We start from the raw sequence: 22,048 nt of genomic DNA on the forward strand, positions 1-22,048 counted from the left end.
TGAATTAAATCGAAATTGCTCTAGTCAATCAGGCTGAGACCTTTGCAAAACCCCCATCTGCGGCGCATTTCTGCGTTTGGCGTTTATGCCCTATGGGTACTGCTCGCTTGCTTGCCTATCTATCTGATATGTCTGTCCCACGGGGATTCCTGGCGTTCACGCTCGCTGTGCTGCTACGCCTTGAACTGCATCCACATCTGGGGGTTTTGCAAAGGTCTCAGGCTACCTGAAAAGCGGATTGGGTCAGCGGATATCGGGTAAGTAGTCGCCATAGCCCTGTTGCCGCATGTGTGCCTCGGGAATGAAGCGCAGGCTGGCGCCGTTGATGCAGTAGCGCAGGCCGCCGCGGTCTTTGGGACCGTCGTCGAAGACGTGGCCGAGGTGGGAATCGGCTGCACTGCTGCGTACTTCGATGCGGTGCATGTGGTAGCTGAAGTCGTCGCGGCGGGTTACGGCATCGGGGCGGATGGGACGGGTGAAGCTGGGCCAACCGCATTGGGAATCGTATTTGTCGCGGCTGCTGAACAGGGGCTGGCCGCTGACGATGTCAACGTAGATGCCGGGGTCGAACAGGTGGTCGTACTCGTGGCTGAAGGCGTATTCGGTGCCGGCTTCTTGGGTAACGTGGTATTGCTCGGGCGTGAGGATGCGGCGCAGGGTGGCGTCGTCGGGTTTGCGGTAGGTGGCGGGGTTAAAGCCTTGGCCGCTTGGGGCGGACGTGCCGCCCGCTTTTTCCAAAGGCACATCAGCCAGTTTGATGTCGATGTGGCAGTAGCCGTTGGGGTTTTTCACCAGGTAGTCTTGGTGGTAATCCTCTGCGGGGTAGAAGTGGCGCAGTTTTTCGGCTTCCACAGCCAAGGGGCGGCCGTATTTCTGCTGTTCGGCGGCCAAGGCGGCGCGGATCACGGGCACGTCGGCTTCGTCGGTGTGGTAGATGCCGGTGCGATATTGGATGCCGACGTCGTTGCCTTGCTTGTTGTGCGAGAGCGGGTCGATCACGCGGAAGTAGTAGCGCAGCAGGTCGTTGAGGCTGAGGCGGGCGGGGTCGTAATCGACGCGCACGGTTTCGGCGTGGCCGCTGCCGCGGATCACTTCTTCATAGCTGGGTTGTTCGGTTTGGCCGTTGGCATAGCCGGATACGGCGTCCACCACGCCGGGAATGCGTTGCAGATAGGCTTCGAGGCCCCAGAAGCAGCCGCCGGCCAGATAAACGGTTTTGACGTTTGCCGGCCGGCTTTGGCCTTGGGCATCGGGAAAATAGGGCTTGCCGACGGTGGCGAGGTCGATATCGGGTTGGGTGAGCAGGGCTTGCGCTTGGGTTTGGTTGAGGCTGCCTTTGTGCACGCGCAGGATGTCGCCTTGGGGCGAGAGCAACACCCAGCTGGGGTACACGCCGATGCCGGCCTGTTTGGCCAGGGTGCCGTCGTCTAAGGCTACCTGAAGGCCGGGGTAATCGAGTTTGCCGAACCATTGGCCGAAGTCGGGCTGGGGTTTTTCACCGAGAAAGCCGGGGGAGGCGACGGTGATCAGGTTGGCTTGGGCGAATTCGGGCGACTGCTGCCAGCGGGCGGTGTGTTCCAGCTCGGCCAGGCACAAGGGGCACCAGCTGGCCCAAAATTTTACCAGGGTGGGTTTGTCTGCCTGGAGCAGTGCGGAAACGGGTTTGCCTTTGGCGGTTTGCAGGGTGTGCAGGCGGTTGGCAAAGCCGGCTTCGGGCGCGGGGGCGGGGCGGCCGCCGGTGCCGGAGCAGGCGGAAAGTATGCCGCACAGCAACAGGGCAGACAGGCTGCGGATGGTTTTGTTCAACATGGTCAACCTCGCATGGGAAGAAATGGATGTGCCTGAATAGACGGACGGCGGGCGGTTTTCTGACAGAGCCAGGTAAAATCAGGCTGAGACCTTTGCAAAACCCCCATCTGCGGCGCATTTTTGCGTTGTGCGCTGCTCGCTCACTTGCCTATCTAGATGATATGTCTGTCCCACGGGGATTCCTGGCGTTCACGTTCGCTGCGCTGCTACGCCTTGAACTGCTCGACATCTGGGGGTTTTGCAAAGGTCTCAGGCTACCTGAAACGCTTTCCGAAGGGTGGAAGTGTTTCAGGTAGCCTGTTGGCGGAGATGGATTGGGGCGCGGGGCCGGTTAATCCAAATGGATTTCCAAGTTGTCGATCAGGCGGGTATGCCCCAGGCGGGCGGCGGCCAGCGCCACCAGGGCTTTGTCGCCGACATGGGCTACCTGAAGGGTGTCGGCGTGGCGTATTTCCACATAATCCACCTGCCAGCCTTGCTGCTGCAGGCGCTGTATAGCCTGTTGTTCCAACGCGGCGTAATCGCGTTCGCCGGCGGCCACGGCGGCGGCAACGGCCTGCAGCTCACGGTAGAGCTGGGGGGCGGTTTGCCGCTCTTCGGCGCTGAGGTATTGGTTGCGGCTGGAGAGGGCGAGGCCGTCTTCGGCGCGGCCGGTGTCCACCGGCACGATTTCCACCGGCATATTGAGGTCGGCGGCCATGCCGCGAATGATGGCCAGCTGTTGGTAGTCTTTTTTGCCGAAGCAGGCCACATCGGGCTGGACGATGTTGAAGAGTTTGGTCACCACGGTGGCCACGCCGCGGAAGTGGCCGGGGCGGAAGGCGCCGCACAGCTCGTTTTGCAGATGGGGCGGCTCCACATTGTATTGTTGGCTGACGTTGGGATACAGTTCCGCTTCGTCGGGCGCGAACACCACCGCCACGCCGGCGCCGGCCAGCTTTTCCGCGTCCTGCGCCAGGGTGCGCGGATAGCGGTCGAAATCTTCGCCTTGGCCGAATTGCAGGCGGTTGACGAAAATGCTCACCACCACATGGTCGGCACGGCGGGCGGCTTCGCGCACCAGGGCCAGATGGCCTTCGTGCAGATTGCCCATGGTGGGCACAAAGGCTACGTTGGAAACCTGTTTGCGCCATTCGCGCAGCTCGTTAATGGTATGCAGGATGCGCATGGTAAAAATTCCCGGAAACTGATGTTGCAGCGCAGTATATCGGCGCAAGGCAGGGCAGACAAGGGCGGGCGGCGGCCTTGCATCTTGCCGGGCAATCGGCCACAATGGCCCAATTCTGATGACCTTCCGAACAAGGAGCGTGTTATGCCTGCTTTACTGCCGCATCCCGATGCCGACGGCCTGCTTGAATATTCCGTGGTTTATACCGACCGTGCGGTAAACCATATGTCGCAACAGTTTCAAACCGCCTTGCGCGAGCTGGCGGCCGGCTTGAAAGAAGTGTATGCCGCCCAAGCCGCCGTGGTGGTGCCCGGCAGCGGCACGGCGGGCATGGAGGCGGTGGCGCGTCAATTGGCGCGCGGCAAACGCTGCCTGATTGTGCGCAACGGCTTTTTCAGTTTCCGTTGGACCCAGATTTTGGAAAAAGGCGCGCTGGCGGCAGAATCCCGCGTGTTGGCGGCCCGTCCTACTGCCGCAGGAAAAGCCCAGCCTTTTGCGCCGGCGCCGATTGAAGAGGTGGAAGCGGCGATTGCTGAGTTCCGCCCCGAGATTGTGTTTGCCCCGCATGTGGAAACTGCATCCGGCATGATGCTGCCCGACGATTACCTGCGCCGCCTCAGCCGCGCCGCGCATGAAGTGGGCGCATTGTTGGTGGTGGACTGCATCGCTTCGGGCTGTATGTGGCTGGACATGCGCGATTTGGGCATCGACGTGCTGTTAAGCGCGCCACAGAAAGGCTGGAGCAGCCCGCCGTGTGCCGGTTTGGTGATGTTGAGCGCCGAAGGCGTGGCGGCGGTGGAAAACAGCGAATCCGACAGCTTCGATTTGGATTTGAAAAAATGGCTGAACATCATGCAGGCGTTTGAGAACGGCGGCCATGCTTATCACGCCACCATGCCCACCGACGGCTTGATCCGCCTGCGCGACACTTTGCAAGAAGCGCGTGGCGTCGGTTTTGCCGAATTAAAAGCGGCGCAGGCCGAATTGGGTCGCCAAGTGCGCGCCATGTTGGCGGAAAAAGGTTTTGCCAGCGTGGCGGCGCCGGGGTTTGAAGCGCCGGGCGTGGTGGTGTGCTATACCGACCGCGCCGATATTCAGAGCGGCAAAGCGTTTGTGGAGCAGGGGGTGCAGATTGCCGCCGGCGTGCCGCTGCAATGCGGCGAAAGCGATTTCCAAACCTTCCGCATCGGCCTGTTCGGTTTGGACAAATTGCAAAACATTCCGCGCACGGTTGCCTTGTTGGCCGAGGCGGTGGATAAAGTGCAGCAGGGCGCGGCGTAAGCGCCTGCCGCTGCGGCACCGGTTCAGGCTACCTGAAAGCGTTTCAGGTAGCCTGAATGCTTGTTGGCGCCCGTCGAAAGCGCGTGGCGGGATTTGCTTTTTTCCGCTACAATGCGCGGCTATTTTCGTTCCCGTTTTCCGATGGCGGCGCACGGTTTTGCCGGGCGGCGCGCATCAGCGTACTGTTTGAATATTGCATGAAAAATATCCGTAACTTCTCCATCATCGCCCACATCGACCACGGCAAATCCACCTTGGCCGACCGCTTTATCCAATATTGCGGCGGCTTGGAAATGCGCGAAATGAGCACCCAGGTGCTCGATTCGATGGACATCGAAAAAGAGCGCGGCATCACCATCAAAGCGCAAACCGCCGCCTTGAACTATACCGCGCGCAACGGCGAAACCTATCGGCTCAACCTCATCGACACCCCCGGACACGTGGACTTTTCCTACGAAGTGTCGCGCTCGCTGTCGGCCTGCGAGGGTGCGCTGCTGGTGGTGGACGCTTCGCAAGGGGTGGAGGCGCAAACCGTGGCCAACTGCTATACCGCCATCGATTTGGGCGTGGAAGTGGTGCCGGTGTTGAACAAAATCGACCTGCCCGCGGCCGATCCCGACCGCGTGGCGCAGGAAATCGAAGACATCATCGGCATCGATGCCGTGGGCGCGGTTACCTGCTCGGCCAAAAGCGGCTTGGGCGTGGAAGACGTGCTGGAAGAAATCGTCAACAAAGTGCCGCCGCCCGAGGGAGACCCCGAAGCGCCGCTGCAGGCGATGATCATCGATTCGTGGTTCGACAATTATGTGGGCGTGGTGATGCTGATCCGCGTCAAAAACGGCACGCTGAAGCTGAAAGACAAAGTGCGTTTTATGTCCACCAAGGCCGAAACGCAGGTGGAGCAGCTGGGTGTGTTCACGCCCAAGTCGGTGGCCAAACCGCAGCTGAGCGCCGGCGAGGTGGGCTTTCTGATTACCGGCGTCAAAGAATTGGGGCAGGCCAAAGTGGGCGACACCGTGACCTTGGTGCAAAACCCGGCTGCCGAGCCGCTGCCCGGCTTTAAAGAAGTACAGAGCCAGGTGTTTGCCGGCCTGTATCCGGTGGAAAGCCACGATTACGAAGCGCTGCGCGAAGCATTGGAAAAACTGCAGCTGAACGACGCTTCGCTGAAATTCGAGCCGGAAGTGTCGCAGGCTTTGGGCTTCGGCTTCCGCTGCGGCTTTTTGGGTTTGTTGCACTTGGAAATCGTGCAGGAGCGGCTGGAGCGCGAATTCGATATGGATTTGATCACCACCGCGCCGACGGTGGTGTATGAGGTGATTCTCAAAAACGGCGACAAAATCGAGGTGGAGAATCCCTCCAAGCTGCCCGACATCGGCACGATTGAAACCATTTTGGAGCCCATCATCACCGCCACCATTCTGGTGCCGCAGGAGTATGTGGGCAATGTGATGACGCTGTGCAACCAGAAGCGCGGCATCCAGAAAAACATGCAGTATCTCGGCCGCCAGGTGATGCTCACTTATGATCTGCCGATGAACGAAGTGGTGATGGATTTCTTCGACAAACTCAAATCCACCTCGCGCGGTTACGCTTCTTTGGATTACGAATTTAAAGAATTCCAGCCCTCCGATTTGATCAAGCTCGACATCATGGTCAACGGCGAAAAAGTGGACGCTTTGAGCCTGATTGTGCACCGCCAAAACTCGGTGCACCGCGGTCGCGAACTGGCGGCCAAAATGCGCGAGCTGATTCCGCGCCAGATGTTCGACATTGCGGTGCAGGCATCCATCGGCAGCCAAATCATCGCCCGCGAAAACGTGAAGGCGCTGCGCAAAAACGTGCTGGCCAAATGTTACGGCGGCGACATCACGCGCAAGAAAAAACTGTTGGAGAAGCAGAAAGCCGGCAAACGCCGCATGAAGCAGGTGGGCAATGTGGAGATTCCGCAATCGGCCTTCTTGGCGATTTTGCAGGTGGGAGACAAATAAATGGGACAAAACATGATTATCGCCGCCGCCGGTGCGCTGATGGTGGGGTTGGTGCTGTTTTTCAGCAGCAACAAACAGCGGAAGGACGACGGCGAGTGGAGCAGCGGCCTGCAATGGGGCTATCTGCTGATGATGGTGGGCGCTTTCGGCTTATTGGCTACTGTGATGAGTCTGACGGCGGTTTTGCTGTTGTTTGTGGCGGCTACCGGCTTGGTATGGGGCTGGCAGAAACTGAGCGCCAAACGGGCGCGCCCGCAAAGCGAAGAGCAGGCAAAAGCAGCCGACAACAACCATTTCCGCGATTATATCGGCGGTTTTTTTCCGCTGATTCTGGTGGTGTTCGTGCTGCGTACCTTTGTGGCCGAGCCGTTTCAGATTCCGTCCAGCTCCATGCGTCCGGGCTTGGTGGCCGGCGATTTTATTTTGGTGAATAAATTTGCTTACGGCATCCGTACGCCGGTGCTCAACAATGTGCTGATTCCGGTAGGGCAGATCGAGCGCGGCGATGTGGTGGTGTTCAATTATCCGCCCGAGCCGAGCATGAACTACGTCAAGCGCATTGTCGGCCTGCCGGGTGATGAAGTGGTGTACCGCGACAAAGTGTTAACCGTCAACGGCAAAACCGAGCAAGATACGCCACAGGGTTTGCACGGCTATCCCGACGACCTCACGCCGGGTGCATTGCGCGAAGCGGAGCGCTTCCAAGCCGATTTGGACGGCAGGCGTTTTGAAGTATTGAAAGACGAAGGGGTACCGGCGGTACACATGCCGACTTTGGCGCGTTTCCGCCAAGAAATGGCGGCCAAAGGTTTCGACAGCGGTCTGGGCGACCATTGCCGCTATGAAGCCGACGGCAGCGGTTTTGCCTGCACGGTGCCGCCCGGCAAATACTTTGCTTTGGGCGACAACCGCGACAACAGCGCCGACTCCCGCTATTGGGGCTTTGTGGACGACAAGCTGGTGGTGGGCAAAGCTTTTTTTGTGTGGATGAATATCAGCGAAATGTCGCGCATCGGCAGCGGCATTCGTTAACCCAACAGTGGACGTCGGGGTTTCAGGTAGCCCTTGATGAGGCTACCTGAAACCCTGATGTTTGTTTGTCCTCCCGATCCCGGCCTGCTGCCGTGTTTGGCGGGCCGGCCATACTTTTTAAGAAACGGTGTCCGATATGTATCGATTGATTGCCGATGCCTGGGGGCTGATGCGGCTGAATTTCAAACCGGCGACCGAGTATGCTTATCCGCTGCCCGTGATTGTGGGCGCGTTGTTGGTGATTGGCGCGGTGAATGCGGCCGGCGTGGCGCCTTGGTTTCAGCAGGAGTACGGCATTGCCGCCCTGATGTTTGCGGTGCATGTGTTGAAATGGCCGGTGTTCAGCTGGGCGGCGAATGTGGTGCTCGGTTATTACGGCAAGCAGAAGCACAATTTTGCCGGCTATATTCTGGCTTCCGAAATGCTGGTGGTGCCCGGCCTGCTGCTGCTGTATCTGCCCGAGTTGGGCTGGTTGGTGATGCTGTGGCAAATGTGGGCGTTTGCGGTGACCGTTTTGGGCTTGGTGAAGCTTAGCGAAACCAGTGTCTGGAAAGTGTTGCTGGCGCATGTGGCCGGTTTTGTACTGATGCTGCCGGTGCTCTTGGTGGTGCTTTTGTTGTTCGCCCAAGCCGGCTGGTTGGATTTGGAGCGTTTCAACAGCATTGTGCTGGAGATGATGCAGCAGCCGAAACCTTAAATGCTTGCGTCACCACCGGAGACCTTTGCAAACCCCTCATCTGCGGCGTATTTCTGCGTTGTGCGTTTATGCCCTATGGGTACTGCTCCCTCACTTGCCTATCTATGTGATATGTCTGTCCCACGGGGATTCCTGGCGTTCACGTTCGCTGCGCTGCTACGCCTTGAACTGCATCCACATCTAAGGGTTTTGCAAAGGTCATCACCAGCCAAATAAATAAGAAGCAGGCTACCTGAAACCGGCTACGCAGAAAGTTGCGTAGCCGGTTTCAGGTAGCCTGTTGCGCTGTTAGCGGTTTGAATGGCGCCATGCACGCCATGCGGTGTGCATGGGCAAACCCTTATCAGCCGTGCAGGGCGCGTTTGTCGGCGGCCAAGGCGGCTTCGTGCAGCACTTCCGACAGGGTCGGGTGGGCGTGGACGATGCGGGCGATGTCTTCGCTGCTGGCTTTGAATTCCATGCCCATCACGCCTTCGGCCACTAGCTCGCTCACCATCGGGCCGATCATGTGCACGCCCAAAATGCGGTCGGTTTCGGCATCGGCCAACACTTTCACCGTGCCTTTGGCTTTGCCCAGGCCCAGTGCGCGGCCGTTGGCGGCGAAGCCGGAAGTGCCTTTTTTATAGGCCACGCCTTCGGCTTTCAGCTGTTCTTCGGTTTTGCCCACCCAGGCAATTTCGGGGTCGGTGTAGATTACCCACGGGATGGTGTTGAAATCCAAGTGCGGCTGTTGGCCGGCAATGCGTTCGGCCACGGCCACGCCCTCGTCGCTGGCTTTGTGGGCCAGCATCGGGCCGCGCACCACGTCGCCGATGGCCCAAACATTGGGCAGATTGGTTTGGCACACCTCGTTCACTTGAATAAAGCCGCGCTCGTCTTTGGCCAGGCCGACGGCTTCGGCGTTCAGGCCTTCGGTGTTGGGCACGCGGCCGATGGCCACGATCAGTTTGTCGAAGGTTTCGGTTTTGACTTCGCCGCCCAGCTCGTATTTCACCGTTACGCCGTCGGCGTTGTTGTTGATTTCGTTGATTTTCACGCCCAATTCAATGTTCAGGCCCTGTTCTTTGGTGAAAATCTTAAACGCTTCTTTGGCGATTTGCTGGTCGGCCGCACCCATGAAGACCGGAGCGGCTTCCAGAATGGTGACTTCGGCGCCCACGCGCTTCCACACCGAACCCATTTCCAGGCCGATGACGCCGGAGCCGATGACGCCGAGTTTTTTCGGCACTTCGGTGAGGTTGAGTGCGCCTTCGTTGTCCAATACGTTCACATTGTCCACTTCAACCAGCGGCAGCGGACGGGGCACGGAACCGGTGGCCACGATCACGTGCTTGGCTTCCACCATGCTTCTTTCGCCGCGGTTGTCCACTTCGATCTGCCACAAATCGCCGTTTTTGCCTTTGAACGAACCTTTGCCGTGCAGGCTTTCCACTTTGTTTTTCTTAAACAGGAAGGCGATGCCGCCGGTCAGCTTGCTGACGATGCCGTCTTTGCGCTCGATCATTTTGGCCGCATCAAAAGACACGCCGGCTACCTGAACGCCGTGCTCGGCAAAATCGTGTTGGGCGGCATGGAAATGCTCGGAAGACTGCAACAGGGCTTTGGAGGGAATGCAGCCGACATTCAGGCAGGTGCCGCCCAAAGCCGGGGCGTCGCCCGCTTTGTTGACGCCCGCGTCGATACAGGCGGTTTTGAAACCCAGCTGGGCGGCGCGGATGGCGGCGATATAACCGCCGGGGCCGGCGCCGATGACAACAACGTCGAATTGGGACATGATGTTTCCTTTATATAACGGACTGAAATAACAGATTTAACGGGCCGATGAGGCGGCTTCGGGTTCGCCCATCACAAAGTTGACGGTATGGGCGAAGTTGGTTTGCAGTTCCTCCACCCGATCCAGCAGCGGCGTGCCCTCCATACGGGTGGCTTCCATGGGCGCGGCTTGGCCGGCGGCATCCCACGCTTCGGTGGCAACGGTTGCACTGCCGCGGGTGACGGCGCGCAGGATGGCGCTGCCGTCGGTGCGGAACAGGGTGAGGGTTTGCTCCATGTCTGCCGACTCGGGGTTTTGCACCCGCAACTCGGCCATCAGCTTGCCGTCGTTGTAGAAAAACAGGCTGCGCAAGCCCATGTCGTGGGTTTGCATCAGCGGAAGGCCGTCTTCGTAATAGGTGGCGGGGCCGGTTTCTTGGCCGTTGCGGTAGTCCTGCAGATAAAACAGCGAGCCGTCGGGGCGGTACCACACGCCTTTGCTGTCCATGACATCGGTAGAGAAGTCTTTCAGCTCGGCACCGGCGGTCAAAACAAAGGGGGCGGTTTGCCGTTTGGCAATGTCTTGGTAAAAGTCTTGCACCACCAAGCGGCCGTCGGCGGTTTGGCCGAGGATTTCACGGTAGAAGCCGCCGGCTGAAGCCTGTTCGGCGGGCTGGCCGCCGGCGGTGAAATACAGGGCTGGTTTGGCGGATGCGGGGGTGTATTCGAAGGCGGCTTGCTCTGCTTCGGCGGCCGAGGGGGCGGAGAACTCGGGCAGGCTCGGCGCAGCTTGGCCCGAGCGGGCCGTTTGGGCGGCCGAATCCGGCTTGCTGACCTCTGGCGAGCAGGCACCGAGCAAGGCGGCGGCCAGCAGCAGGGGTATCCAAGATTTCATGATTGTCTCCGCATCATAAAAAGCCGCAGTTTGCGGCGGCGTTATTCTAAAGCCTTAGCGGGGAAAAAGCTACCGCCCGCTGTGCGGAAACGGCCCAGCGAAACAGGCTACCTGAAAGCGTTCAGGTAGCCTGTCGGGCAGGAGGATGCGGGGTCAGCTTTGATGCAGGCGGGTGAGGTAATCCACTTCTTCGCGGCTGCCCAAGACCACGGCCACGCGCTGGTGCAGGCTGTCGGGCTGGATGTCGAGCATGGGCTGGCGGGCATCGGTGGCGGCGCCGCCGGCCTGCTCGATGATCAGGCTCAAGGGGTTGGCTTCGTACATCAGGCGCAGTTTGCCCGGTTTGGCCGGATCGCGGGCGTCTTGCGGGTAGGTGAACAGGCCGCCGCGCATCAGGATGCGGTGCACTTCGGCCACCATGCTGGCCACCCAGCGCATATTGTAGTTTTTGCCGCGCACGCCGGTATCGCCGGCCAAAAGTTCGGCGATGTATTGCTGCACCGGCGGCTGCCAATGGCGCTGATTCGACATATTGATGGCGAATTCTTTGGTTTGCGCGGGCACTTGGGGCAGGGATTGGGTGGCGATGAACTCGCCTTCGGCATTCAGGGTGAACACAAACACGCCGTGTTTCAGACACAGCACCAGCAGCGTTTGCGGGCCGTACAGCGCATAGCCGCTGGCTACCTGAAAGCGGCCGCTTTGCAGGAAGGATTGCGCGCTCAGCGCACCGGCCGGTTTTTCTAATACGGAGAAAATGGTGCCGACCGAAATATTGACATCAATATTGGAGGAGCCGTCTAGCGGGTCGAACAGCACCAGATAGCGGCCGTTTTCATCAGCCGGCACGAAATCGTCTTCTTCTTCGCTGGCGAGGCCGGCCACGGCGGGGTTGGCGCGCAGGGCCTGAATCAGCATATCGTTGGCGATGACGTCCAGTTTTTTCTGTGCTTCGCCTTGGATGTTGCCGCTGCCGGCTTCGCCCAACACGCCGGCCAGCGCGCCGAGCCTTACTTGGCCGCTGATGCTGCGGCAGGCTTCGGCGAGGGTGGCGACCACGCTGCCCAGGCTTTCAGGTAGCCTGTGTTCGACCAAGTGTTGTTGGAGGAAAGAGGAAAGGTTGGACATGACGGGGCTCCGTATCAGAAGGGGAAAACGGGCGTGATTCTACTCAAAAAGGCGTTTTGCCGCCACGCAAAAAGCCCCGCCGTGGCGGGCGGGGCGGGAAGGCGGGCATGGGGTTTTGGTCAGACCACGCCTTGTTCCAACATGGCTTCGGCCACTTTTTTGAAGCCGGCGATGTTGGCGCCGTTGACATAGTTGATGAAGCCGTCGGCTTGGCCGTTGGCCACGCAGTTTTCATGGATGTTGGCCATGATGTCGAACAGGCGGCGGTCCACTTTTTCGCGATCCCAAGACAGGCGTAGGGCGTTTTGGCTCATTTCCAGGCCGGAAGTGGCCACGCCGCCGGCATTGCTGGCTTTGCCCGGCGCATACAGAATCTTGGCTTGGATAAAGGCTTCCACCGCGCCCAAGGTGGAAGGCATGTTCGCGCCTTCGGCTACGCAGAAGCAGCCGTTGCCGAGCAGGGCTTTGGCGTCGTTTTCGTCCAATTCGTTTTGGGTGGCGCAGGGCAGGGCGATGTCGCAGGGTACTTGCCAGGGTTTTTGGTTGGCAAAGTATTCCAGGCCTTGTTCTTGAGCATAAACCGACAAACGTTCGCGGCGGCGTTCTTTCAGCTCGATCAAGGCGGCCAGTTGGGCTTCGCTCATGCCGCTGTCGGCAAATTTCACGAAGCCGTTGGAATCGGAAACGGTCAGTACTTTGGCGCCGAGTTGGATGGCTTTTTCGGCGGCGTATTGGGCCACGTTGCCGGAGCCGGAAATCACCACTTTTTTGCCGCCGAAGCTTTGGCCGCGGGTTTTCAGCATGCTGTCGGCAAAATAGACGGTGCCGTAGCCGGTGGCCTCGGGGCGGATCAGGCTGCCGCCGTAAGTAAGGCCTTTGCCGGTGAGCACGGAGGCGAATTCGTTGCGGATGCGTTTGTATTGGCCGTACAGGTAGCCGATTTCGCGGCCGCCCACGCCGATGTCGCCTGCCGGTACGTCCAAATCGGCGCCGATGTGGCGGGAAAGTTCGGTCATGAAGGCTTGACAGAAGCGCATCACTTCGCCGTCGCTTTTGCCTTTGGGGTCGAAGTCGGAGCCGCCTTTGCCGCCGCCCATGGGCAGGGTGGTGAGGGCGTTTTTAAAGACTTGTTCGAAAGCGAGGAATTTCAATACGCCCAAGTCCACGGTGGGGTGGAAGCGCAGGCCGCCTTTATAGGGGCCGATGGCGGAGTTCATCTGTACGCGGTAGCCGCGGTTGACTTGAACTTGGCCTTGATCGTTTACCCAAGACACGCGGAACATGATGACGCGCTCGGGCTCAACAATGCGCTCCAGCAGATTGTGTTGGGTGTAACGCGGGTTCTTGGCCAGAAAGGGCGCCAGGCTGGAAAACACTTCTTCCACGGCTTGGTGGAAGGGCGCCTGGTTGGGGTCGCGTTGTTTGATTTTTTGGAACAGGGCGTCTAAGTCGCTCATGGTTGGACTCCTCAATGGATCGGCGGTGGGTCTGTGTCCGCTGCGGTGCAGCAATCGGAGCCAAGTCTAACAAGGCTTGCTTTTGTTTGGCTAGTGTTTGGATAAAATTAAAAGTTGTCAAAACCGCATTTTTTCATTTTTTAATTGCTCATTTTTGAAAAATTTTAAATTTAAGTTCTACTATTAATGTTTAATTGAAATATAATTTCATCGTATGGCTGATTTTTACTCATATCTGCTTAAATTCTGCTGTTTTGTTTCGGTGTGCGAAACATTGGCGGCGGATTTGCGCAGTGCAGCAGAAAGGGATACAGTGGCGGCCTAGCTTTGTCGCCTTCGCCGTCTGCCGCGCTAAGGGCTTAAACAGGCTACCTGAAAAGCTTGCGGTTACGGTAGGATAAGGTGTTGAAAACAGAACAGTGAATGAAAGCAAAGGAAGTGTATGCAGACGTGGCAGCAAGCCATCGGTGCAGAAAAGCAGGCGCCGTATTTCCAGCAGATTCTGGATACCGTACGCCGCGAACGTGAGCAAGGCATGACGGTGTATCCGCCGGCGGCCGAGGTGTTCAATGCTTTCCGCGCCACCGAATTTGCCGGCGTGAAAGTGGTGATTTTGGGTCAAGACCCGTATCACGGCGCCGGGCAGGCGCACGGTTTGGCGTTTTCCGTGCGTCCGGGCGTGGCGGTGCCGCCTTCCTTGCTCAATATTTATAAAGAGTTGGCACAGGATATCGCAGGCTTTCGCATACCCCGGCACGGCTGCCTGCAGTCGTGGGCCGATCAGGGCGTCTTGCTGCTGAATACGGTGCTGACCGTGCGGGCCGGGCAGGCTCACTCGCATGCGCCATTGGGTTGGGAACGGTTTACCGACCGGGTGGTGGCGGTGTTGAATGAGGCGCGCGAACACTTGGTGTTCATGCTGTGGGGCAGCCATGCGCAGAAAAAAGGCGCCATCATCGACCGCAGCCGGCATTTGGTGCTCACCGCGCCGCATCCTTCGCCTTTGTCGGCCCACCGCGGTTTTTTCGGCTGCCGCCATTTTTCCCAAGCCAACGGCTACCTGAAACAGCATGGTTTGGGCGAAATCGATTGGCAGGTGTGAATGAAGTGTGAACAAGCGCTGAACGGGGCAGGGTAAGATGAATTTTCCTGCTGTTTGGTTCGCGCCGTCCGCGCAGTGGGCGGCGGCTTTTGTTTGGCTGGCAATGCTGGGCATGGTTGCGCCGAGGGCTTGGCCGGCTTTGAAACGGCACAGCCGCTTGGCCGGCATCGCGATGCTGGCACTGGCTTTGTGCTGGAGCCTGCGCGCCGCTCCTTTGGCGGGCCAGATGGGCGGCTTGGTGTACCACCTGCTCGGCGTTTCTTTGCTGACGCTGATGTTGGGCGGTTCGGCGGCTTTGTGGCTGGCTTCCTTAGTGATGTTGCTGTATACCCTGATATGGCAAGGTTGGTCGGGGCTGCCGGCCGCAGGCATTGCCGCCTTGAGCACGCTGGTGCCGCCGGTGCTGGTGACCACGGCGGCCCGTTCGTTCAGCCGACGGCTGCCGCGTAATGTGTTTGTCTATATTTTCATCAACGGCTTTTTGGCCGCCGCGGCAGGCATTTTTCTGTCGGCTGTTGCCGTCGGCACGCTTTTGTATGCCGCAGGCGTGTTTGATGCGGACACCCTGCTTGAATCCGTGCTGCCGGTGTTTTTCTTTATTGCCTGGGGTGAGGCGTTTCTCACCGGCTTGCTGAGTGCGATTTTTATTGCGCTGGCACCGCAGCTGCTGACGACGTTTGCCGATCGGGAATATTTACAGCATTCGCCGCCCGAAATTTGGAAGCAATAAGGCTTTGACCGTGTGCTGGTAACCGCCTGCTTAGGTTTTCGGGCACAATACGGCCTGTTCTGGAAGACGTGTTTTCAGGTAGCCCTCGAAATAAACACGTCGGGGTCTCGCATATGCCTGATGATGCCGGCCGTATTGGACCACATGCACTGAGAATAAATAATGAATTCTTGATTCAGGTAGCCCGTGACGGCCCGGCCTGATTGCGTTTTGATTTAAGACACCTGCGGCCATAGGCAGCGGGTGCGAGGAGTATTGAAGTGAATCCTTTTGCCAGTTTGGGTTTGTCCCCAGAAATTACCGAAGCCTTAAGCGAACAGGGCTACGAACAACCGACCGCCATTCAGTCTGCCGCCATTCCGAAAGTATTGGCCGGCCACGATTTGCTGGCCGCCGCGCAAACCGGCACCGGCAAAACGGCGGCTTTTATGCTGCCCGGTTTGGAACGCTTGAAGCGTTACGCCAATGCCAGCACGTCGCCGGCCATGCACCCCGTGCGTATGCTGGTGCTGACGCCCACGCGCGAATTGGCCGACCAAATCGACCAAAATACCTCGGCTTACATCAAAAACCTGCCTTTGCGGCATACGGTTTTGTTTGGCGGCGTCAATATGGACAAACAAACCCAAAGCCTGCGCAGCGGTTGCGAAATCGTGGTGGCCACCGTGGGGCGGCTGTTGGATCATGTGCAGCAGAAAAACATCCGCTTGGACAAAGTGGAAATCGTGGTATTGGACGAGGCCGACCGCATGCTGGACATGGGCTTTATCGACGACATCCGCCGCATCATGCAAATGCTGCCGAAACAGCGCCAGACCCTGCTGTTTTCCGCCACTTTCTCGCCGCCCATTCGCAAATTGGCGCAGGATTTTATGAATCAGCCCGAGCAGGTGGAAACCGCCCCGCAAAACACCACCAATGCCAATGTGGAACAGCACATTATCGCCATCGATACCATGCAGAAGCGCAATCTTTTGGAACGCTTGATTGTGGATCTGAACATGAATCAAGTGATTGTGTTTTGCAAAACCAAGCAGAGCGTGGATCAGGTGGCGCGCGATTTGGTGCGGCGGCAGTTGAGTGCGGCTGCTTTGCACGGGGATAAATCACAGCAGAGCCGTTTGGAAACTTTGAGCGACTTCAAAGCCGGTCAGCTCCGCGTGTTGGTGGCCACCGATGTGGCCGCGCGCGGTTTGGACATTGCCGAGCTGCCTTTCGTCATCAATTACGAGATGCCCTCTCAAGCGGAAGATTATGTGCACCGCATCGGCCGTACCGGCCGGGCCGGCGCGGAAGGGGTGGCGATTTCCTTGATGGACGAAGACGAGCAGAAAATGTTCGAGTCGATCAAAGAATTGATCGGCAAAGATTTGGCGGTGGAGCGGATTGAAGGATTCGAGCCGCGTTGGTGGCAAAAACAGCCCGCTCAAGCGGCAGAACCGGCCGTCGATCAGCAACGCCGTGCAACGCGCGAGGGCGGCCGCCGCTCGGCAGAAGGCGGTCGCGGCGGCAAGAACAAAGACACAGTCGAGCCGGCGCAAGCCTGTCACAAAATCCCGGGGCGGCAACGCCGCAGCCGCCGCGAACGTCCGGTTTGTGCTTTGGTGCAGCCGAATTACGGGGTGAGGTAAAACTTAAAACCGAAATGCCAGCTTGGTGTAAAGAAATGTAGGGCAGCGATTGTGACAATCTTTGTCAATCTGCTCTAATGCCAGGCGGAGACCTTTGCAAACCCCCCAGATGTGGATGCAGTTCAAGGCGTAGCAGCACAGTGAGCGAAGACATATCATATAGATAGGCAAGCGAGCGAGCAGCGCACAACGCAGAAATGCGCCGCAGATGGGGGTTTTGCAAAGGTCTCAGGCGGTTTGCGGTCATATCAACGACTGCAATCAAACAGGCTACCTGAAAATGTTTCAGGTAGCCTGTTTGATTGGGCGCTTCAGGCGCGGCTCAATCGTGGAGGTTTAGCCGTTGAAGCGCTCGGCCACTACGTCCCAGTTGACGATTTCCCAAAAGCCTTTCAGGTAGTTGGGGCGGCTGTTGCGGTAGTCGATGTAGTAGGCGTGTTCCCAAACGTCGCATGTCAGCAGGGGAGTGCTGTCGGTGGTCAGGGGGGTGGCGGCATTGGAGGTGGAAACCAGATCCAGGCTGCCGTCGGCGGTTTTCACCAGCCAAGCCCAACCGGAGCCGAAGGTGCCGGCCGCGCAAGCGTTGAAGGCTTCTTGGAAGGCTTCGAAGCTGCCCCATTTGGCGTCAATGGCCGCAGCCAGTTCGCCGGCGGGCTTGCCTTGGCCTTCGGGGGTAAAGCCCAGCCAATAGAAGGTGTGGTTCCAAGTTTGGGCTGCGTTGTTGAATACGCCGCCGGATGATTTTTTCACAATCTCTTCCAAAGACAGGTTTTCAAATTCGGTGCCTTTGATTTGGTTGTTCAGATTGGTGATGTAGGTTTGGTGGTGTTTGCCGTAGTGGTATTCCAAAGTTTCTTTGGAAAGATGGGGTTCCAGCGCGTCTAAAGCGTAAGGCAGGGTAGGCAATTTGTGTTCCATGATATGTCCTTTGGTGTTGAAAGTGGCGTAAGGCTACCTGAAAGCAGCCTGTGGCGGTGTGGTGTATATCGTCATTAAAAACAGCGGAGTTTCCGCTGTGGGGAAGAGTATATGGGTTTTTGAAGCGGTAATTCAATAGCTGTAATGTTAGAATTGTTTTTTATTGTTTGCTGCAGCGTATAAATTATATGGACACGGATACCTTGGATCAAACCAACGAGCATCTTGCTCTGCCGCCGCACTCCGTAGAGGCGGAACAGGCGGTTTTGGGCGGTTTGATGGTGGATACTTCTGCTTGGGATCGGGTGGCGGGCGTGGTGCGGGAGGATGATTTCTACCGTTACGAACACCGCCTGATTTTCCGCGCCATCGCCCAGCTGGCCGAGCACTCGCGGCCTGCCGATACGATTACGGTAGAAGAGGTGTTGCAGCGGGAAGAAGTGCTGGAAGAGGCGGGCGGTTTCGGCTATTTGGTGGATTTGGCGCAAAACATAGCCTCTGCCATTAATATTGCGCGTTACGCCGAAATCGTGCGCGACCGTTCCGTCATGCGCCAGCTGGCTCAGGTTGGCACAGAGATTGCTAGGAATGCATACAATCCGCAAGGCAGGGATGTTAAACAAATGCTGGACGAGGCGGAAAGCAAAGTTTTTCAAATCGCCGAAAGTACCAGCCGCGGCCGGAGCGAATTTCTGGAAATGCCTGCCATGCTGAAAGAAGCCGTCAGCAATATCGATAAAGCTTATTCGCGTGAGAATAAGGATGATGTAACCGGAATTCCCACTGGTTTTATTGATTTGGATAAAAAAATTGCCGGTTTGCACGGAGGCGACCTCATCATCGTTGCCGGTAGGCCGGCAATGGGAAAAACGGCTTTTTCACTGAATATTGCGGAAAACGTCGCTATCAGCACGCACCTGCCCGTAGCCATTTTCTCCATGGAAATGGGCGGGGTGCAGCTGGTAATGAGGATGCTCGGTTCGGTTGGGAGGCTGGACCAGCATCTGCTTAAAACCGGTCAGTTGCAGGACGAGCATTGGGAGAGGTTGGGTGATGCCGTCCGCAAACTGGCGGATGCCCCGATCTTTATTGATGAAACGCCCGGATTAAATGCGCTGGAAGTCCGTGCCCGAGTGCGCAGGTTGGCTCGCAGGCATAAAGGCCGGCTCGGCTTGGTGGTGATTGACTACCTGCAATTGATGAGTGGAAACAGCAACCATTCCGGCAACCGGGCGGCCGAACTGGGGGAGATTTCCCGTTCTCTGAAATCTTTGGCCCGTGAGCTGAATATCCCCATTATTGCCTTATCCCAGTTGTCTCGCACGGTGGAGTCCAGAACAGATAAACGCCCGATGATGTCGGATCTGCGTGAGTCAGGTGCGATCGAACAAGATGCCGATTTGATTATGTTCATGTATCGGGATGAGTATTACCATCCTGATACCGAATTAAAAGGCATGGCCGAGTGTATTATTGGCAAACACCGTAACGGGCCTACCGGCAAAATTCCTTTGGTGTTTATGGGGCAGTTCAGTAAGTTTGACAACGCAGTCAGATCGGAGCATGTTTATTTTTCAGGAGAAGAGTAGCCGCAGTGACGGGCTGCCTGAAAGCGGTATATTGTATCCTTTCCTTCAAAGTTTCAAATTTGATTTGAATCATTCAAAGAATATAAGGCCATGAATAAAGAATTAAAAAAACAAAGCGGTTTTACCTTGATTGAGCTGATGATTGTGGTCACTCTGATCGGCATTATGGCGGCCATTGCTTTTCCCAGTATGCAGAGTTTTATTGCCGGGCAGAGATTGGCTAATAGGATTGACCGAGTGACAACCCTTTTTCAATTTGCTCGTGCTGAGGCTGTCCGCTTGAATAAACCGGTTGTTGTATGTGGCGGGGTTACTTTGAAAAGTGACGGAAAACCCAATAATGGTTGCGATCAGTCAGGGGGGCAATCGATCTTGGCTTTCGTAGACAGTAATAATACTTCTAATTATGAAAGCAGCATCACGACAGCCAATCAGGATATAGACCTACGTTCTGTATTGATTGACGGTGATACCAGTATTGAAATAAGAGGCTTGGGTTTGAATCTACAAAATCCGGAAGTTGTAGATCGTTTTATTTTCTTACCCAACGGTAGTTTCGGTGTGCGTCAAGCATCTCCCGGTGCCCAATATTTATTTTCGCAGGGTTATGTGAGGATTGTGGCGTCTGATACCAAACAGGCGAGAATGACTTTGCTGGCTCCTGGCGGTAGAGTTGTACCGTGTAAGGGTAACTTCGACCCATCGGGTTTAGATCAATTAAGTGCTGAGGCATATGGCGAAACCTGTTCTTTTTCAAAAAATAGCTAATCTTCAAAAATAGCTAATCAAAGTGGATAATAAATATATGAGGTGTTGCGATGCGTGGAAGTAACGGAAGAGTTTTTTTGGATAAGAAGAAAATACGAGGCGCTACTTTGTTGGAAGTATTGGTCTCCGTATTTATTATGGCTTTCGGTATTATGGCTTTGATGCTGGCTCAACTGAAGTCCGTGGGTAGTGTGAGAGAAGCTGAAATGCAAACCCGAGTGGCTTTGGCAGTTCAAAACTTGGCTGAAGGTATGTTGTCTAATCCTGATGTCAGGACAAGAACAGAAGACGAAACAAAATATACCGGTTATGAAAAAAGCGGCACGCTTGATTTGGCAGGCTCTATAAATAACTCTAATAAATGTAATGGTGTGCGTGAAGCAGTAATAAACTGCCATCGTGAAAAATTTGAAGCGGATTTGAGAAGGGCTTTGCCGAATGCCAGAGATGTTTCATACAGTATCGGTAAAGATGGTGTGATCAATGTGCGTTGGGAAGAAGTGAACGATCAAGATGAGTTTAAATTTTCTTATACGCTGCAGGTAGGGAGTTAAGTCATGCTGTTTCGTTCTCAAAAATTTTCTAAAAAAACGATAGCTAAAACTTCCGGCTTAAGTTTGGCTAAAGGCTTTACTTTGATTGAGTTTTTAGTAGCCAGCTCCTTAGGCATTATCGTGTTGTTGGCAATTGGTATTACATATTCCATCACCAATCAAATGAAGCGGACTTCCGAAAGCCGCCTGTCTGCGCAGCAGGACTTAAGGAGTGCGGCGGAAATGATTATCCGCGATGCGCGAATGGCCGGCTCATTTGGTTGCTTTAATTTGGGCAATCTGGAGCGGAAGGAGTTCGCCGGGGTCAATAATGCAGCGCAAGGTATCAGGTTGGATCTGGACAATCATGAATTTTCCGGTATCAGTACTTTTCCCTTGAGTAGCGTCCGCACGGCTTTTAATCAAAACGGCTTTGAATTGTTGAGTGATCCATTGGTTTTTGTTTATGGGATCAATCCGGTACCTTTGAGTGGAACGTCAACCATTCCTGCAGGTAGTGAGGTAGCCAAATGGTCTCAAGCGGGAGGGAAAGTTGCTTTGACTTCTTGTTTCAGAATGGAGGTCAATAATGTGACTGCCGGGGGAGGTGATGTCAGGATCAATTCCGCCTTGCCTAGGTTAGACGTAAATGCAAATGACGAGGTGGCTTTTTATGTGCCACAAACAACAGTTTCCCAAGTTCATGCCAATGCTTATGCAATCGGTAGAATTGCCAATATTGATGATGCCAACTCCAGGGGTTTGTATCGGTTTACCTTGGGTGCAAATGGTAGCTGGGAAGGCCCGCAGTTGTTAGTGGCAAATATTCAAAATATGCAATCAACGTTTACTTATGCGGGATGTGGAGAGAACAATACGGCAGCCACCTTCGATGACAATTATTCAAGTCTGAAAAGTAACCCGAATTTGAAACGGGTGTCACCAATGCCAACAGTGTTAGATTTGAGCTTGCAAATATCTGATAACGAGCAAACGCATGGTCATTTCAATGAGTTTTTGATCAGGGCAAATGTACGGGGAGGTAGTGTATGCGCCGGATTATAAAAGACAAACCGGAGGGTTTACCTTATTTATTGTATTGATCATGATGTTGGTGATTGCGTTTATTGTGATTGCAAGTATGCAATCCACCAATACGGAGATGCGGATCAGCTCGAATGATGCCGATAGAAAATTTGCTTTTTCTAAAGCCGAAGCAGCTTTGTTATCTGGTGAAAATTTAATATCCAGTCATAAACATGCAGATTTTAATGAATCTGGTGGTGCGCCGGCTTGCCTCGATGGTTTATGTAAAGGAGATGTGACTGAGGGGCGTGGGCCGGTCTGGGAGCAAAAAAACATACTGGTTCCGGGAAGTTCAGAGGCAAAATGTGTTAACGGTGCTTCAAAAACGGACAATGCCTGTTATGTGGTGGAGCGTTTAGGACCGCCGTTGGGAGGCAAGGCGATTTATCGGGTGACTGCGCGCGCTTGGGGGCAAAACTCGAATACTGTAGTAACCTTAGAATCCTACGTTGAATACAAGAATAACCAGTAGTTGATTGGA

The 22,048-nt window shown here is 56.0% G+C and carries 19 protein-coding genes and 4 pseudogenes; 15 read left to right on the forward strand and 8 right to left on the reverse strand.

Going from position 1 to position 22,048, the window contains the following annotated elements:
• The first annotated feature begins 42 nt into the window (after positions 1-42).
• A pseudogene (locus HMPREF9371_RS12885) lies at positions 43-230 on the forward strand (ATP-dependent exonuclease).
• 13 nt (positions 231-243) lie between these two features.
• On the opposite strand, the gene msrAB reads toward HMPREF9371_RS12885, so the two are convergent.
• Entirely contained in the window at positions 244-1,809 is a 1,566-nt protein-coding gene (gene msrAB / locus HMPREF9371_RS00375; RefSeq protein WP_009117785.1) for a bifunctional peptide-methionine (S)-S-oxide reductase MsrA/peptide-methionine (R)-S-oxide reductase MsrB, read from the reverse strand.
• 26 nt (positions 1,810-1,835) lie between these two features.
• On the opposite strand from msrAB, the pseudogene HMPREF9371_RS12890 reads away from it, so the two are divergent.
• A pseudogene (locus HMPREF9371_RS12890) lies at positions 1,836-2,071 on the forward strand (ATP-dependent exonuclease).
• 69 nt (positions 2,072-2,140) lie between these two features.
• Here HMPREF9371_RS12890 and panC read toward each other — a convergent pair.
• Positions 2,141-2,977, reverse strand: coding sequence for a pantoate--beta-alanine ligase (gene panC, locus HMPREF9371_RS00385; RefSeq protein WP_040659882.1), 837 nt, complete (start codon positions 2,975-2,977; stop codon positions 2,141-2,143).
• A 144-nt stretch (positions 2,978-3,121) separates the two neighbouring features.
• Here panC and HMPREF9371_RS00390 point away from each other — a divergent pair, with 144 nt between their 5' ends.
• From HMPREF9371_RS00390 to HMPREF9371_RS12895, 5 genes and pseudogenes are all read left to right on the forward strand, one after another.
• Positions 3,122-4,258 carry an aminotransferase class V-fold PLP-dependent enzyme gene (locus tag HMPREF9371_RS00390; RefSeq protein ID WP_040659884.1) on the forward strand — a complete coding sequence of 379 codons (1,137 nt, stop codon included), beginning with the start codon at positions 3,122-3,124 and terminating at the stop codon, positions 4,256-4,258.
• A 197-nt stretch (positions 4,259-4,455) separates the two neighbouring features.
• Positions 4,456-6,249 (forward strand): translation elongation factor 4, encoded by a 1,794-nt coding sequence (gene lepA / locus HMPREF9371_RS00395; protein ID WP_040660548.1) that lies wholly within the window; start codon positions 4,456-4,458, stop codon positions 6,247-6,249.
• Positions 6,250-7,281, forward strand: a complete 1,032-nt coding sequence (gene lepB / locus HMPREF9371_RS00400) for a signal peptidase I (protein WP_009117789.1) — start codon at positions 6,250-6,252, stop codon at positions 7,279-7,281.
• A 136-nt stretch (positions 7,282-7,417) separates the two neighbouring features.
• Entirely contained in the window at positions 7,418-7,978 is a 561-nt protein-coding gene (locus HMPREF9371_RS00405; RefSeq protein ID WP_009117790.1) for a hypothetical protein, read from the forward strand.
• Between the two features lie 25 nt (positions 7,979-8,003).
• A pseudogene (locus HMPREF9371_RS12895) lies at positions 8,004-8,194 on the forward strand (ATP-dependent exonuclease).
• A 127-nt stretch (positions 8,195-8,321) separates the two neighbouring features.
• Here HMPREF9371_RS12895 and lpdA read toward each other — a convergent pair.
• The 4 genes from lpdA to gdhA all read right to left on the reverse strand — a co-directional run bounded on the left by lpdA (position 8,322) and on the right by gdhA (position 13,210).
• The gene (lpdA, locus tag HMPREF9371_RS00410) at positions 8,322-9,752 is read right to left on the reverse strand and encodes a dihydrolipoyl dehydrogenase (protein WP_009117791.1); all 1,431 of its coding nucleotides are present in this window, start codon (positions 9,750-9,752) and stop codon (positions 8,322-8,324) included.
• Positions 9,753-9,788: 36 nt separating this feature from the next.
• A complete protein-coding gene (locus HMPREF9371_RS00415) occupies positions 9,789-10,625 on the reverse strand; it encodes a toxin-antitoxin system YwqK family antitoxin (protein ID WP_009117792.1) in 837 nt (278 codons plus the stop codon).
• Positions 10,626-10,778: 153 nt separating this feature from the next.
• Entirely contained in the window at positions 10,779-11,753 is a 975-nt protein-coding gene (locus HMPREF9371_RS00420) for a class 1 fructose-bisphosphatase (protein ID WP_009117793.1), read from the reverse strand.
• Positions 11,754-11,872: 119 nt separating this feature from the next.
• Positions 11,873-13,210, reverse strand: a complete 1,338-nt coding sequence (gene gdhA, locus HMPREF9371_RS00425) for an NADP-specific glutamate dehydrogenase (RefSeq protein WP_009117794.1) — start codon at positions 13,208-13,210, stop codon at positions 11,873-11,875.
• Positions 13,211-13,652: 442 nt separating this feature from the next.
• Here gdhA and ung point away from each other — a divergent pair, with 442 nt between their 5' ends.
• The 3 genes and pseudogenes from ung to HMPREF9371_RS00440 all read left to right on the forward strand — a co-directional run.
• The gene (gene ung / locus HMPREF9371_RS00430) at positions 13,653-14,312 is read left to right on the forward strand and encodes a uracil-DNA glycosylase (protein WP_009117795.1); all 660 of its coding nucleotides are present in this window, start codon (positions 13,653-13,655) and stop codon (positions 14,310-14,312) included.
• 37 nt (positions 14,313-14,349) lie between these two features.
• A complete protein-coding gene (locus tag HMPREF9371_RS00435) occupies positions 14,350-15,042 on the forward strand; it encodes an energy-coupling factor ABC transporter permease (RefSeq protein ID WP_009117796.1) in 693 nt (230 codons plus the stop codon).
• Positions 15,043-15,302: 260 nt separating this feature from the next.
• A pseudogene (locus tag HMPREF9371_RS00440) lies at positions 15,303-16,455 on the forward strand (DEAD/DEAH box helicase); the annotation flags it as partial.
• A 282-nt stretch (positions 16,456-16,737) separates the two neighbouring features.
• Here HMPREF9371_RS00440 and HMPREF9371_RS12900 read toward each other — a convergent pair.
• Both HMPREF9371_RS12900 and HMPREF9371_RS00445 read right to left on the reverse strand, forming a co-directional pair.
• Complete coding sequence (locus HMPREF9371_RS12900) at positions 16,738-16,920, reverse strand: lipoprotein signal peptidase (RefSeq protein WP_083814018.1); 183 nt, start codon at positions 16,918-16,920, stop codon at positions 16,738-16,740.
• Between the two features lie 89 nt (positions 16,921-17,009).
• A complete protein-coding gene (locus tag HMPREF9371_RS00445; protein WP_009117801.1) occupies positions 17,010-17,591 on the reverse strand; it encodes a superoxide dismutase in 582 nt (193 codons plus the stop codon).
• 188 nt (positions 17,592-17,779) lie between these two features.
• Here HMPREF9371_RS00445 and dnaB point away from each other — a divergent pair, with 188 nt between their 5' ends.
• From dnaB to HMPREF9371_RS11170, 5 genes are all read left to right on the forward strand, one after another.
• Positions 17,780-19,180, forward strand: a complete 1,401-nt coding sequence (gene dnaB / locus HMPREF9371_RS00450; RefSeq protein WP_050797895.1) for a replicative DNA helicase — start codon at positions 17,780-17,782, stop codon at positions 19,178-19,180.
• 90 nt (positions 19,181-19,270) lie between these two features.
• The gene (locus HMPREF9371_RS00455; RefSeq protein ID WP_009117803.1) at positions 19,271-19,948 is read left to right on the forward strand and encodes a GspH/FimT family pseudopilin; all 678 of its coding nucleotides are present in this window, start codon (positions 19,271-19,273) and stop codon (positions 19,946-19,948) included.
• 77 nt (positions 19,949-20,025) lie between these two features.
• Positions 20,026-20,502 (forward strand): type IV pilus modification protein PilV, encoded by a 477-nt coding sequence (gene pilV / locus HMPREF9371_RS00460; protein WP_050797896.1) that lies wholly within the window; start codon positions 20,026-20,028, stop codon positions 20,500-20,502.
• A gap of 3 nt (positions 20,503-20,505) precedes the next feature.
• Entirely contained in the window at positions 20,506-21,546 is a 1,041-nt protein-coding gene (locus HMPREF9371_RS10935; RefSeq protein WP_009117805.1) for a PilW family protein, read from the forward strand.
• Between the two features lie 40 nt (positions 21,547-21,586).
• Positions 21,587-22,039 (forward strand): pilus assembly PilX family protein, encoded by a 453-nt coding sequence (locus HMPREF9371_RS11170; protein ID WP_232203057.1) that lies wholly within the window; start codon positions 21,587-21,589, stop codon positions 22,037-22,039.
• The last annotated feature ends 9 nt before the right edge of the window (positions 22,040-22,048 follow it).

The sequence above is a fragment of the Neisseria shayeganii 871 genome (assembly GCF_000226875.1).
Taxonomy (GTDB): Bacteria; Pseudomonadota; Gammaproteobacteria; order Burkholderiales; family Neisseriaceae; genus Eikenella; species Eikenella shayeganii.